Origin of the sequence: Chryseobacillus diguaensis, assembly GCF_049220665.1 — a bacterium.
In the GTDB taxonomy this organism is placed as follows: domain Bacteria; phylum Bacillota; class Bacilli; order Bacillales; family Bacillaceae; genus Metabacillus_B.
Map to the genome: position 1 here is coordinate 19,843 of NZ_JBMKNV010000014.1, position 13,456 is coordinate 33,298.

Genomic DNA, 13,456 nt, shown 5'->3' on the forward strand with positions numbered 1-13,456 from the left:
ACCAGGGGCTGCTGCTTTTTAAATACCTTCAAAAAAATTTTCGATAAATCAGCTTATGGTATAAAATATTTCAGCCAAACGTCAATATTGATTCAGCTTCTTTTATAAGGCATGCAACAATCTGGCTTGAGGATTCCCCTTGCCTTACCATACGTAATCCCTGACCGGCCCAAAGAGACATATATTCTGAATTATTTTGTTCCGCTGCAGCTTTTCGAATTTCATTTGTTGCTGTATTTTGGCTCGGAAATGGAAGGGGAGCTATGCCGGAAAGTTCGGTATGGCGAATAAAGGAATTGACAATTCCTCTAGCAGGCCTTCCTGAAAAAGACTTTGTTATAACCGTATCATCTTCCTTTGCCTCCAGAAGTTTTTTCTGATAAACGGGATGGGCGCCAGATTCTAAAGCTGTCAGGAATCTTGTGCCAAGCTGAACACCAGCTGCTCCAAGAATCAGCGCTGCAGCAAGTCCCCTCCCGTCCATAATGCCTCCGGCAGCGATAACAGGAACTTTTAAAGCATCAGCCATTTGCGGAATAAGAGAAAAGGTTCCGATGCTAGCACCTTCTGGGTACTTCTTCATATCAAAAGTGCTTCTATGCCCGCCTGCTTCTGACCCTTGAGCAACTACGGCATCAGAGCCTTTTTCTTCTGCAAATAGCCCTTCATCAACAGTAGTAGCCATCGTCAGGATCCTTGCTCCATTTTTCTTTGCTTCTTTCATGGCATCTTCTTTTAGGACCCCAAATGCCGTGCTAAGTACTGGCACTCGCTCTTCAAGCACAACTTCAAAAATGTGATCAAAATGGTCAGTTGTTGAAAGTTTTTTCCCAGCTTTTTTAAGGCCGAGATTTTCCCTTATTGGTGTTAATATCTCCATAACTTCTGATAGCCGGTCAAAATTATCCTTCATTTCCACAGAAAATAAATTAACGGCAAATGGTTTGTCTGTCATCGTTTTAATATTTCTTATAGCATCTCTTACCGTATCCTTTGTCATATAGGCAGCACCAAGTGTTCCGAGGCCGCCTGCCTCCGATACGCCAGCAACTAATTCAGGAGTTACAGAGCCACCTGCCATCCCTGCTTGAATGATAGGGTACTCAATATTCAATAGCCTGCATAGTTCTGTTTTTAAAAATTCCATCCATACACCTCCTTACCATCAGTTTGATGGTTTAACGGCTGAATGGCAAATGTTTAAATGTAAACTAACATAAATAATTAGTTGACACAATTAGTGTCATTTCACTACTATAAACATTAGGACAAGAAAAGGGGGAAATGAGTTGAAGTGGACAAACCTTGCAGTTGAAGTGTTAAAGGGGAAATCGTTACAGGCTGAAGAAGCGCTCGCTATTTTGGAAAGCCCTGATGATGAAATATTGGAGCTGCTTCATGGTGCCTTCCTTATTCGAAAGCACTATTATGGAAAAAAAGTAAAGCTGAATATGATCATCAATACCAAATCAGGATTATGCCCTGAGAATTGCGGATATTGTTCTCAATCCTCTGTATCAGAAGCACCCATTGAAAAATACCGTATGCTGAATAAAGATTCTATTGTTCAGGGTGCAGAAAGGGCGGCCTCCTTAAATATTGGAACATACTGTATTGTAGCGAGCGGGAGGGGACCATCCGAAAAAGAAATCGAACATGTTTCAAGTGCAGTGAAAGAAATTAAAGAAAAATACGGCCTTAAAATTTGTGCTTGCCTTGGTATACTAAAGCCAGGTCAGGCTGAGAAGCTCAAAAAAGCCGGAGTAGACAGATATAATCATAATGTCAATACGGCAAAAGAGCATCATTTGGCTATTACCACATCCCATACATACGACGACAGAATTGCAACGATAAATAAGGTAAAGGAAGCAGGTATTTCACCTTGTTCAGGAGTAATCGTTGGTATGAAAGAAACAAAAAAAGATGTTGTTAGCATGGCTTATACGCTAAAGGAACTCGATGCTGACAGTATCCCGGTTAATTTTTTGCATGCTATTGACGGTACACCGCTTGAAGGAACAAACGAGCTTGATCCAAGGTATTGCTTAAAAGTACTCGCATTGTTCCGTTTTGTGAACCCTTCAAAAGAAATTCGGATATCAGGAGGAAGAGAGGTAAATCTGCGTTCTCTTCAGCCGATGGGACTTTATGCAGCTAATTCTATTTTTGTCGGGGATTATTTAACAACTTCAGGGCAGGAAGAAACAAGGGACCATCAAATGCTTTCTGATCTTGGGTTTGAAATAGAATTTGAACCCGTGCCTGTCTAAAGAATTAAGGCTGTTGGCAATATTAAAGGGTTTTGAGGTGCTTTTTGAATAAATGACACAAGAAAATGACGTATGAATTGGCATACGTCATTTTCTTGTATTTACGGGTTTTTAATGAGTTTGACATAACAATTGACATTAGTTTTTATTACATACACTAAGTATTGTACAATTAAAAAGGATTGCCAAAAGTACTATCAATATTAATATTGTTTGGTTTGCCGGTATATAAATAGGTTAATCAGGGGGGATGGATGTTAGGTGGAAGCAAAGGAATTTGGAGGAAAATTAATGAAAGCCATTGTTTGTAACAAATATGGCTCACCAGATGTTCTTAATTTGACTGAAGTAGCTAAGCCTATTCCTGAAGATAATCAGGTACTGGTAAAGATTCAAGCATCATCCTTGAATTATGGTAATCTGGTACTTTTGAAAGGAGACCCCTTCTTAGCTCGTTTCGCCTTCGGTCTTCTAAAACCGAAATATTCCATACCCGGAGGTGACATTTCAGGCCGGGTAGAAGCAGTTGGTAAAAATGTTAAACAGTTTCATCCAGGTCAAGAAGTATTTGGCGACCTTTCCGGTTGTGGCTGGGGTGGTTTTGCTGAGTACGTATCAGTTCCCGAGAATGCATTGGCACAAAAACCAGAAAATATGACATTTGAGGAAGCTGCTGCGGTACCTATGGCGGGAGTCACAGCCTTACAAGGTATAAGGGATAAAGGCAAGATTCAGGCAGGACAAAGGTATTGATTAACGGTGCGTCTGGTGGTGTGGGGACTTATGCGGTACAAATTGCCAAATCCTTCGGAGCAGACGTAACTGGTGTTTGCAGTACGAGAAATTTAGACATTCTGCGATCTATTGGTGCAGATGAAGTCATCGATTATACGAAAGAGGATTTTACCAAAAGAGGACAGAAGTATGATCTAATTCTTGCCGTTAACGGACACCATCCGATTACAGCTTATAAACGATGCTTAAATGCTAATGGAACTTTTATTCACATCGGAGGTTCGGGTGCACAACTGTTTCAAACAATGACTCTAGGGTCTTTGTTTTCACTCTCCGGAACGAAAAAAATGTATAGCTTATTACAAAGGCAAAACCAAAACGATTTAATATATATGAAAGAACTACTTGAAGCCGGAAAGGTAAAACCGGTCATTGATAAAACTTTTAAGATGAGTGAAGTTGAAGAAGCTTTCAAGTATTTTGAACAAGGGCACGCTCAAGGTAAAGTCGTCATCACTATATGAATAACTTTTAAGGAATAATAAACAAAAGGAATATACGTTCGATCATTATGGAATATAAAAACTCGCCAATATTGTGGCGAGTTTTGCTTTTTTATATGCCAAAAGGTATGGCAAAGCGATTGTCATTTTGAAAAAAATTTTTAGATATGCACCTCAAAACGGTACCATTTATGGCAATATCCAGCAGCCTCTTTTCCTCAAATTGGAAAAGGAGCTGACGTTATACAAGGGTAAGAAGCACTATATTATTTCAGAATAGTTGAAAAAGAGAGAAACATTTGATAAACTAGCAAACATGTAACGATTAAAAATTAATAATCGTTTTAATAGTTAAATTTTTTGTATTTTTTCATAGTTTTCATTGGAAATGAAAGCGCTAGCAATTATACTTAAAATTGAGCACAAATCAAACTAGTGTAGGTGCAGGCCTGAATGAGGGAGGAAGAAGCATGAATCAAAAAAACAGCAGCGGACTTCACCGGGGGCTGGAAGAAAGACATATATCTTTGATGTCACTCGGCGCGGCAATTGGCGTTGGATTGTTTTTGGGCTCAGCCACAGCGATTAAAATGGCTGGACCGGGTATACTTTTGGCTTACGCCTTCAGCGGTATGATCATGTTTTTCATCATGAGGTCACTCGGGGAAATGGCAGTTCAAAATCCTGTAGCAGGTTCTTTCAGCCGCTATGCAAGGGAATATCTTGGTCCGCTTGCAGGATATATTACCGGCTGGAATTATTGGGCCTTGTGGGTCGTAACATGCATGGCGGAAATTACAGCAGTTGGAACTTACATGCAATTCTGGTATCCAGATTCACCAAAATGGATTTGGGCTTTAGCTGCACTTATCATTATGGCGGCTGTTAATTTTCTTGCTGTAAAAGCATATGGCGAACTGGAATTCTGGTTTGCGCTCATTAAAATAGTGGCAATTATTTTTATGATCGTCATTGGCGTTGGCATGATTCTTTTTGGAATTGGCAACGGAGGTATTGCGACAGGCATTAGCAACCTCTGGAATAATGGCGGCTTTTTCCCGAATGGTTTTAAAGGGGTTTTCATGTCTCTGCAAATGGTGATGTTTGCCTATCTTGGAATTGAACTGATTGGAATTACAGCAGGAGAAGTAAAAAATCCTGAAAAAACGCTTACGAAGGCAATTGATACGGTTTTTTGGAGGATTTTAATTTTTTACGTAGGTGCCTTGTTCGTCATTATGTCGATTTATCCATGGGAAAAAATCGGAACTCAAGGCAGCCCGTTTGTATTAACCTTTGAAAAAATCGGCATTCCTTCAGCTGCAGGTATTATTAACTTTGTTGTTTTAACAGCAGCCCTTTCATCATGCAATGGCGGCTTATTCAGTACTGGCAGGATGCTGTTTAATCTTGCTGAGCAGGGAGAGGCGCCTAAGGCATTTTCTAAGATTACCAAAGGAGGCGTGCCTGGAATAGCTGTACTGACATCTGCTTCAGCTCTCTTAGTTGGAGTTCTATTGAACTATTTAATTAAGGACGAGCGTGTATTTGTCTATATTACTAGTGTTTCAACCTTTGGAGCCATTTGGACCTGGGCGACGATTCTTCTTTCTCAAATAAAGTATCGAAGAACCCTGTCTCAGGAAGATGTAAAGAAGCTGAAATACAAGGTTCCGCTATTTCCGTTTACCTCTTATCTGTCACTTGTCTTTTTAGCGGCAGTTGTCGGATTAATGGCCTATTTCCCTGATACGAGAGTATCACTATATGTTGGTATTCCATTTCTCGCAGTTCTTGTCATTTCCTATTATGCACGAGGGCTTCATAAGAAAAATAACGTTAATAAAAAAGCCGTTTATTCCAAATTGGGATAATCTCGGGGACAGCACGGAGCAAATCCGTGCTGTTTTTTTGACTATTTTTCCTTTTTGCCTTCCATGTCTTTTTCCCAACACTTCTATATATAAGGCTCTGTTAACTTTGGCTGTTGATTGCACAGCAAGCAGGCACTCAAGCTTTAGCGAGCTTACCTTAGAGCCTTCTCGGTGCTATACACCTGATTAGGTCTCCCTTGATCCGCTTTTCTAAGCAGGAGTCTCGCGTATCCGTTCCAATCAGCATGGTGCCAAAATCAGCATTGAGCTTTAACAGAGCTATATATAAAGAAAACCGGATATATGTCTCTTCAGGGTTTCATATATTGAACTATACAGGGTTTTCTTTTCCATTATATTGCACGTCACTGGAGGTGGGTGTCATTCCCGCGAGCTACTTGATAAAACCGATTCTTGATGAAAGCTATCCCATGGTCAGCCATGGAAAAGGTGTCTATTTATACGATATGCATGGAAAGGATTATCTGGATGCTTCTTCTGGTGCGGTGACTTGCTCCATTGGCCATGGAGTAAAAGAAGTAATAGAAGCGATGAACGAGCAGTCCCAAAAAGTATCCTTTGTCTACCGTTCCCAATTTACCAGTAAAGCAGGGGAACTGCTTGCCAAAAAGATTGCTTCCCTGATGCCGGGAGATCTCAATTGGAGTTTCTTTGTAAACAGCGGTTCAGAAGCTGTGGAAACGGCCATGAAAATTGCTTTGCAATATTGGCAGGAAAAAGGGAACTTCAAAAAAACCGCCATTCTCTCTAGATGGAACAGCTATCATGGCATTACGCTTGGAGGTTTGTCCCTTTCCGGTTTTCCCGAGAGAAGAAACCGTTTTGAAAATTGGATGGTTTTTACCCCGTCTGTATCTCCTCCTTATTGTTACAGATGTCCTATGCACCAAAGCTATCCAGGTTGCAAGCTGCAATGTGCAGATGAACTTGAAACGGCCATCAACCGTATTGGTGCTGACAATATTGCAGCTTTTATAGCTGAACCAGTCATTGGTGCAGCAGGGGCAGCGATTTCTCCTCCTGATGGGTATTATCAAAAAATCCGGCAAATCTGTGATGAGTATAATATTCTTTTTATTGCGGATGAAGTGATGAGCGGTACTGGCAGAACAGGGAAAATGCTCGCACTGGAACATTGGGGCGTTATTCCTGATATTGCGGCTTTAGGAAAAGGGCTCGCAGCAGGATATAGTCCGATTGCAGCTGCTATTGTATCCGATAAAGTAATGGGACCAATTCAAAATGGCACAAAAAGCATTATGAGCGGGCATACCTACAGCGCAAATCCTCAAGCGGCTGCAGCAGCACTTGCTGTCCTTTCTTATATGGAACAGAAAAAATTAATGGAAAGCGTGATGGAAAAAGGGGATTATTTAAAGCAAAACTTAATGGATTGGAAAGAACGGTTCTCCTTTATTGGAGATGTCAGAGGAAAGGGACTTCTTCTTGGAGTGGAGGTTGTTAAATGCAGGACTAAAAAAGCGCCATTTTCTAAAAGTGACAATATTACCTCCAAACTTGTTAAGCGAGCAGCTGAAAAGGGCCTGCTCATTTATCCTTCAAATGCTGGGATTGGAGGGAAAGCAGGAAACGGATTGATTATCGCTCCTCCGCTTACCATTAAGAAGTCAGAAATGGATGAGCTTTTGGCAAGGCTTAAAAATGTTTTTATTGAATTTCAAAAAGAAACAGAACAGGGCTATTCGGAGGGAACTTTATGAAAACGGATTATTGCAAAAAAATTGCACTTGCAGAAAAAGCGGCTGAAAGAATAACCAATGGTTCCACCATAATGGTTGGGGGATTCGGCGGCGTAGGAAGCCCTCCTACTTTATTGCATGCCATACTAGAAAAAGGGGTTTCTGATTTAACCATTATATGTAATGATGCCGGTTTTCCTGATATAGGAGTCGGAAGGCTGATTGTAGAAGGAAGAGTTAAAAAATTGATTACTTCTCATATTGGCTCCAATCCAGTTGCAGGCAAGCTCATGACGGATGGGAAGCTAATCGTGGAATTTAATCCTCAAGGAACTCTTGCAGAAAGAATACGTGCAGGTGGTAATGGCCTTGGAGGAATCCTGACAGATGTTGGATTAGGAAATGAAGCAGTGGAAAAAGGGAAGCAAAAAGTTAAAATTGGCGGGAATTCATACTTGGTTGAGACTCCCCTTACAGCGGATATAGCCATTATCAAGACTGAAAAGGCTGATTATTATGGGAACGCAACATTTAATAAGACGGCAAGAAATATGAACCCCTTAATGGCAATGGCGGGAAGATATACGATTGCTGAGGCAGAAGAAATAGTTGAGCTCGGAGTCCTTCATGAGGAGGAGATCATTACTCCGGGAATTTTCATCCAGGCGATTGTGCAGTCAGAAGGGGTGAATTGGAAATGGGTTTGGGAATAGAAGAGCGCAACCGAATGGCAAAACGTGCTGCCAAAGAAATTCTTCCTGGTATGGCCGTCAATCTTGGAATTGGCGTTCCATCTCTTGTACCAAACTTTTTAGAACAGGATTTTCCGGTTATGATTCATGCGGAAAATGGAATTCTTGGTATAGGTGCAAGCCCTGAACGGGGGTTTGAGGATGAAGATTTATGCAATGCAGCAGGTTTTCCTATCACTGCTGGAATTGGCGCTTCTTATTTTGACACAGCAATGGCTTTTGGAATGATCAGAGGAGGCTATGTCGACTTGACAATTCTTGGAGCGCTTCAAGTAAGCGAAAAAGGAGATCTTGCCAACTGGATCGTTCCCGGAAAAAAGGTTCCTGGTATTGGCGGGGCAATGGAACTTGCGCTAAAAGCTAAAAAAGTGATTGTCGTTATGAGCCATACAGATAAAAACAGAGAGCCTAAAATAAAATCAGACTGCAGCCTACCGCTTACAGCTAGAAGCTGTGTTGATTTAATCATTACAGAAAAAGCGGTAATGAAACCAGGAAAATCAGGACTACATCTGGTTGAAGTTCTGACTCCTTATACTCTTGAGGAGGTCATCGCTGAAACCGGATGCCCGCTTCACTTGCCTTCGGTTTGAAGATTTTTATAAATCATAAACGCCCTACAGTAGAGAAATGAGGATGATAAAAATGGATGCCCTCCGCAGTGACATTGTCCTTTGGCTGGAGAAAAATGAAATAAGATCCGTCAGGCTTCTGAAAAAATTGGTTGAGCAGCGAAGTGTCCAGGGAAATGAAGCTCCTGCCCAGGCAATTATTCTGGAAAAATGCAGGCAGCTTGGTTTGCAGATTGATCTATGGGAGCCCAACGGAAAATTGCTGAGAACTCATCCCGATTTTTATTCAACAAGAACGCATTTTAAGGAAAGTCCTAATATTGCTGCTGTTTTAAAAGGAAAAGAAGGCGGCAGATCATTGATTTTAAACGGTCATATAGATGTTGTCCCTGAAGGTGATCTAGCGCAGTGGAAGCACGAACCGTATTTGGCAGACAGTAAGGACGGGAAAATTTATGGCAGGGGCACTTCAGATATGAAAGGGGGCACTGTTGCGCTTCTTATGGCTATGGAGGCCCTGATCCAGAATGGCGTTGAGTTAACCGGTGATGTGATCTTTCAAAGTGTAATTGATGAGGAAAGCGGAGGAGCGGGGACATTAGATAGTATTTTAAGAGGATATAAAGCAGATGGTGCTCTTATACCAGAACCGACAAGCATGAAGATTTTTCCAAAGCAGCAGGGTTCCATGTGGTTCAGGATCAAAGTAAAGGGAAAATCGGCACATGGCGGAACGAGATATGAAGGAATCAGTGCTATTGAAAAGGCTATGCTTGTTGTCGAACATGTAAGAGAGCTCGAAACGGTTCGAAACAAGCGAATTACTGATCCGCTTTATTCAAATATTCCAATTCCCGTGCCTATTAATATCGGGGAAATTAAGGGGGGCACCTGGCCGTCATCTGTACCTGATGCAGTCGTTTTAAGCGGAAGGTGCGGAATCGCCCCAAATGAAACAGCAGCAGAAGTTCAAAAAGAATTCCAGGATTGGCTTAAGAGGCTCAGTGCAAAAGATTCGTGGTTTACTGAAAATCCGGCAGAGCTTGAATGGTACGGAGCTAGATGGCTTCCTAATGAATTGCCTAAGGATCACTGCCTGCTCGAAACTCTTGCAAACTCTTATAAAACCATTACAGGGAAAGAACCGGTACTTGAAGCCTCGCCGTGGGGAACTGATGGCGGTATGCTTGCTAATGCCGGCCATATTCCAACCGTTGTATTCGGTCCCGGTGTAACAGAGACAGCTCATTTCCCTGATGAGTACATTTCGGTTTCAGCTATCACTGAATCCGCAAAAATTATTGCTCTTTTCATAATGGACTGGTGCGGAGTTCTTCAAAAGGAGGGAGATCATGACGAACAGCAAAAAAGCCATTTCAATTAAAGCCCCAATTAAAGGAGGAGAATCAGAAAAATGGCTGGCATGAAGGATTGAAAACATCCCCAAGAGAGCCATTTATACGGTAACAGCTGTAGCAGAATCAACTAAAGGTGCCATCATTCAGGTTATTGAAGGCAATAAATATTTGGATTTATTTAGATATTTGCTAATCAAAAAAGGCTCCTTGCTTAAGGGAGGCAAACATGTGGAAATCGTTCATTTTAAAAACAGCCGTTTTCATGCGGAAATTGGTTTGGATCATTTTAATAAGAGAACAAAACTAGAAGATTATCATGGAGATCTTAACAGCCTGATTGATGAATTGATGGTAATAACCAAAAAAGCAGGTTTTTCCAAAATTATATTAAAAGCAAAACATCCTGATATTGCGATCGCTTTAGCAAACGCTTATCAGCTTGAAGGTGTAATCGATGGCTATTTCAAGGGAAGCGATGCTTACCTGTTTTCCCGTTTTTTAACAGAAGAACGATGCTATACAAGTGAGTGGATAAAAGAAGATGCTGTTTTGGATGCTTTGAAAAGCCTGAAAGTGACAAATGTGGTTCAGTGGGATTTGGAAGAGGTGGTTATACGAAAAGCGGAAGGTAAGGACGCTTCCAGGCTGGCAGAGCTTTATAATGCCATATTTCAAGTTTATCCCACGCCAGTAAGCGATTCAGAATATTTAGCCAAAAGCATAAAGAGCGGGAATGTATTTTATGTGGCGGAAATCAAAGACAGGATCATAAGCGCCGCTTCTGCTGAAATCAATGAGGCCCTTTGCAATGCTGAAATAACAGACTGTGCAACAATGCCTGAATACAGAAGGCATAAATTCATTCAAATTCTGATTGGAAAAATTGCACAGGAACTGAAGCAGAGAGGAATCTTTCAAGTTTACTCCCTGGCAAGGGCTCGGAGTTTTGGTATGAATGCCGCCTTATATAACAGCGGGTACCAATATAAAGGAAGGCTTTTGAACAACTGCTACATTTTTAAATCATTGGAAAATATGAATGTTTGGTGCAAAAAGCTCTGCTGAAATCTCTCTCGAAAACCTTTAGGCACAAATGTCTTTCTATAGGCATTTACTGCTTATAGAACTTTTAGAAGGGGGAAATGGAATGAAACAAGATCTTTATCAGCCTAAACGGCATTGGAAAGATATCCCTATTTGGAAGGATGTATCAGATGAACAATGGAATGACTGGATCTGGCAGCTGACGCACACAATCAGAACGCTCGACGATTTAAAAAAAGTGATCAATTTGACAAAAGATGAAGAAGAAGGCGTCAAAATTTCAACGAAAACGATCCCGCTTAATATCACTCCCTATTATGCCTCTTTAATGAACCCAGATGATCACCGCTGTCCGATCAGAATGCAATCGGTGCCTATTTCAAAAGAGCTTTATAAGACAAAATATGATCTGGAGGATCCTCTCCATGAAGATGAAGATTCTCCTGCTCCGGGACTTACTCACCGTTATCCCGACCGGGTCCTGTTCCTAGTAACCAATCAATGCTCCATGTATTGCAGATATTGTACAAGGCGGCGATTTTCAGGCCAGATCGGAATGGGAGTGCCAAAAAAACAGCTCGATGAAGCGATTGCCTATATATCGAGAACAAAAGAGGTAAGGGATGTTCTAATTTCTGGAGGGGATGGACTCTTAATCAATGATCAGATTCTTGAATATATCCTGAAAAATCTCAGAGCTATTCCGCACGTCGAAATCATTCGAATCGGCACGAGGGCTCCAGTAGTGTTTCCGCAACGCATCACTGAAAATTTGTGCACTATTTTAAAAAAATACCACCCTGTCTGGCTGAATACGCATTTTAATACCTCCATTGAAATTACAGAAGAAGCGAAAAAAGCTTGTGAAATGCTGGTAAATGCAGGGGTTCCTGTCGGAAATCAGGCAGTTATTCTGGCTGGAATCAACGACAGTGTCGCCATCATGAAAAAACTCATGCACGATCTCGTTAAAATTCGGGTGAGGCCTTATTATATTTATCAGTGCGATTTATCAGAAGGCATCGGCCATTTCAGGGCACCTGTTTCCAAAGGGCTTGAGATAATGGAAGGTCTGCGCGGCCATACTTCGGGATATGCTGTACCGACATTTGTAGTCGATGCTCCAGGGGGAGGCGGAAAAATTGCTCTTCAGCCAAACTACATCCTTTCCCAAAGTCCTGAAAAAATTGTCCTCAGAAATTATGAAGGGGTCATTACCGCTTATCCTGAACCGGAAGGATATGTAGCAGGGAAGGCGGATGACTATTTCAACAGTATTTACCCGGACTCAAATGATAAAACCTCGTCAACTGGTGTAGCAGGCTTTTATCAGGATTCCATCTTTAATCTTGTGCCTGAAGGTTTGAACAGAATAAATAAAAGAAAAACCTATCAGACAGAGCTAGGACATCAATCATTAAAGGATATGCGCGAAAAGCGGGATCAGCTGAAAGAAAAGAAATTTCAGGTACAGCAAGCCAAAATGAATGAAGGGGCTTCTTCTGATGAAGAAGTGTGAATGGTGCGAATCGACCAAGATACAGACTGGCGAAGAAACCGTTTACTGGGAGCTTCCTGATGGAAGAAGAGCCATCACGATTACAAGCACACCTTCTGTTCACTGCTTTTCCTGCACAATGAATTACCAATGCGAGGAAACGATCAAGGAAATTGAGGATCAGCTGCTTCTGATCGACACGAACCTCTTGCCTGAAACGATTTCATACGAAAGCCTTCTTCAGCAGCCAAGATTGCTGAAAAGGAATTACTTTGATTTTACATGACAGGGAGCCTCCCTGTTTTTTTCTTTGAATCAGCTGTAATGATAGCAATCAAAATGCATTTGGGGGAACAAAATGAAATCCTTTTACCACTATTAGATGTTTTCCTGAAAATATTAAAATTCAAAAAGCATTGGACATTAATGATGCGAGAAAATACTTATATGAACAACATTTTGATTTGTTAATATTGGATATACAACTTCCAATACAAATCGGAAGAGAGATAAAGAGAAGTGGCGGTACAATATTATTAAAAGAGATTAGTACAGTTGATAGGCTAAAAAAGCCAGAGCACGTTATAGGCATAACATCCTTTGAAGATGCAAAAGAGGAAAATGAAAGTGTGTTTTATAGTCATTTGTGGTCAATTGTAAACTATAACTCGGCCACAGTTGATTGGAAAACTCAATTACTCACAAAGATAGGGTATTTGGTAAGCTTGAACAAACACATAATCTGAGAAGCAAAAAGTTTTTTCTCTCTATTAATTAAGCTATAATGGTACCAATTAAATAGCTTATGGGGGAAAAACAATGAAATCTTTCTATCATTACCTAATGAAATACAGGCACCCAAAACCAAAGGATGATATTAGCTTCTTCGCTAATAACGCTTATGAGGATCATTCTTTTCCAAAGAGTGCTGATCATTATGATGATATTTCGCGCTATCTTGAGTTAAATGGACATTATCTTGAAACGATGGCCATTTTCGATGAGGCATGGGAATTATATAAAATGGAAACGAATAAACAAAGTTAACAAAGCAGGCTCAATGCCTGCTTTGTTGTTTGTGTAATTACCTATTTTAGATCTGAGCAGTGAAAAACCAAGATTATTA

At 40.9% G+C, this 13,456-nt stretch carries 11 protein-coding genes and 1 pseudogene; 11 read left to right on the forward strand and 1 reads right to left on the reverse strand.

What is annotated here, in order from left to right:
* Positions 1-70: 70 nt before the first annotated feature.
* Positions 71-1,147 carry an NAD(P)H-dependent flavin oxidoreductase gene (locus ACOT8F_RS17525; RefSeq protein WP_421653208.1) on the reverse strand — a complete coding sequence of 359 codons (1,077 nt, stop codon included), beginning with the start codon at positions 1,145-1,147 and terminating at the stop codon, positions 71-73.
* A 142-nt stretch (positions 1,148-1,289) separates the two neighbouring features.
* Here ACOT8F_RS17525 and bioB point away from each other — a divergent pair, with 142 nt between their 5' ends.
* The 11 genes and pseudogenes from bioB to ACOT8F_RS17580 all read left to right on the forward strand — a co-directional run bounded on the left by bioB (position 1,290) and on the right by ACOT8F_RS17580 (position 13,377).
* Positions 1,290-2,273: a biotin synthase BioB gene (gene bioB / locus ACOT8F_RS17530; protein WP_421653209.1), complete on the forward strand. Its 984-nt coding sequence runs from the start codon at positions 1,290-1,292 to the stop codon at positions 2,271-2,273.
* Positions 2,274-2,564: 291 nt separating this feature from the next.
* Positions 2,565-3,532: pseudogene (locus ACOT8F_RS17535) on the forward strand (NAD(P)-dependent alcohol dehydrogenase).
* A 449-nt stretch (positions 3,533-3,981) separates the two neighbouring features.
* Positions 3,982-5,385 carry an amino acid permease gene (locus ACOT8F_RS17540; RefSeq protein WP_421653210.1) on the forward strand — a complete coding sequence of 468 codons (1,404 nt, stop codon included), beginning with the start codon at positions 3,982-3,984 and terminating at the stop codon, positions 5,383-5,385.
* 383 nt (positions 5,386-5,768) lie between these two features.
* Positions 5,769-7,127, forward strand: coding sequence for an aspartate aminotransferase family protein (locus ACOT8F_RS17545; RefSeq protein ID WP_421653290.1), 1,359 nt, complete (start codon positions 5,769-5,771; stop codon positions 7,125-7,127).
* Positions 7,124-7,819, forward strand: a complete 696-nt coding sequence (locus ACOT8F_RS17550) for a CoA transferase subunit A (RefSeq protein ID WP_421653211.1) — start codon at positions 7,124-7,126, stop codon at positions 7,817-7,819. The genes ACOT8F_RS17545 and ACOT8F_RS17550 overlap by 4 nt, the downstream gene beginning before the upstream one ends.
* Positions 7,804-8,451 carry a 3-oxoacid CoA-transferase subunit B gene (locus tag ACOT8F_RS17555; RefSeq protein ID WP_421653212.1) on the forward strand — a complete coding sequence of 216 codons (648 nt, stop codon included), beginning with the start codon at positions 7,804-7,806 and terminating at the stop codon, positions 8,449-8,451. The genes ACOT8F_RS17550 and ACOT8F_RS17555 overlap by 16 nt, the downstream gene beginning before the upstream one ends.
* A gap of 52 nt (positions 8,452-8,503) precedes the next feature.
* Positions 8,504-9,814, forward strand: coding sequence for a peptidase (locus ACOT8F_RS17560; RefSeq protein WP_421653213.1), 1,311 nt, complete (start codon positions 8,504-8,506; stop codon positions 9,812-9,814).
* A 202-nt stretch (positions 9,815-10,016) separates the two neighbouring features.
* A complete protein-coding gene (gene ablB, locus ACOT8F_RS17565) occupies positions 10,017-10,853 on the forward strand; it encodes a putative beta-lysine N-acetyltransferase (RefSeq protein WP_421653214.1) in 837 nt (278 codons plus the stop codon).
* An 82-nt stretch (positions 10,854-10,935) separates the two neighbouring features.
* Entirely contained in the window at positions 10,936-12,351 is a 1,416-nt protein-coding gene (kamA, locus tag ACOT8F_RS17570) for a lysine 2,3-aminomutase (protein ID WP_421653215.1), read from the forward strand.
* The gene (locus ACOT8F_RS17575) at positions 12,338-12,616 is read left to right on the forward strand and encodes a YokU family protein (protein ID WP_421653216.1); all 279 of its coding nucleotides are present in this window, start codon (positions 12,338-12,340) and stop codon (positions 12,614-12,616) included. The genes kamA and ACOT8F_RS17575 overlap by 14 nt, the downstream gene beginning before the upstream one ends.
* Before the next feature lie 533 nt (positions 12,617-13,149).
* On the forward strand, positions 13,150-13,377 hold the full coding sequence (locus tag ACOT8F_RS17580; protein ID WP_421653217.1) for a YozE family protein: 228 nt from the start codon (positions 13,150-13,152) through the stop codon (positions 13,375-13,377).
* Positions 13,378-13,456: the final 79 nt, after the last annotated feature.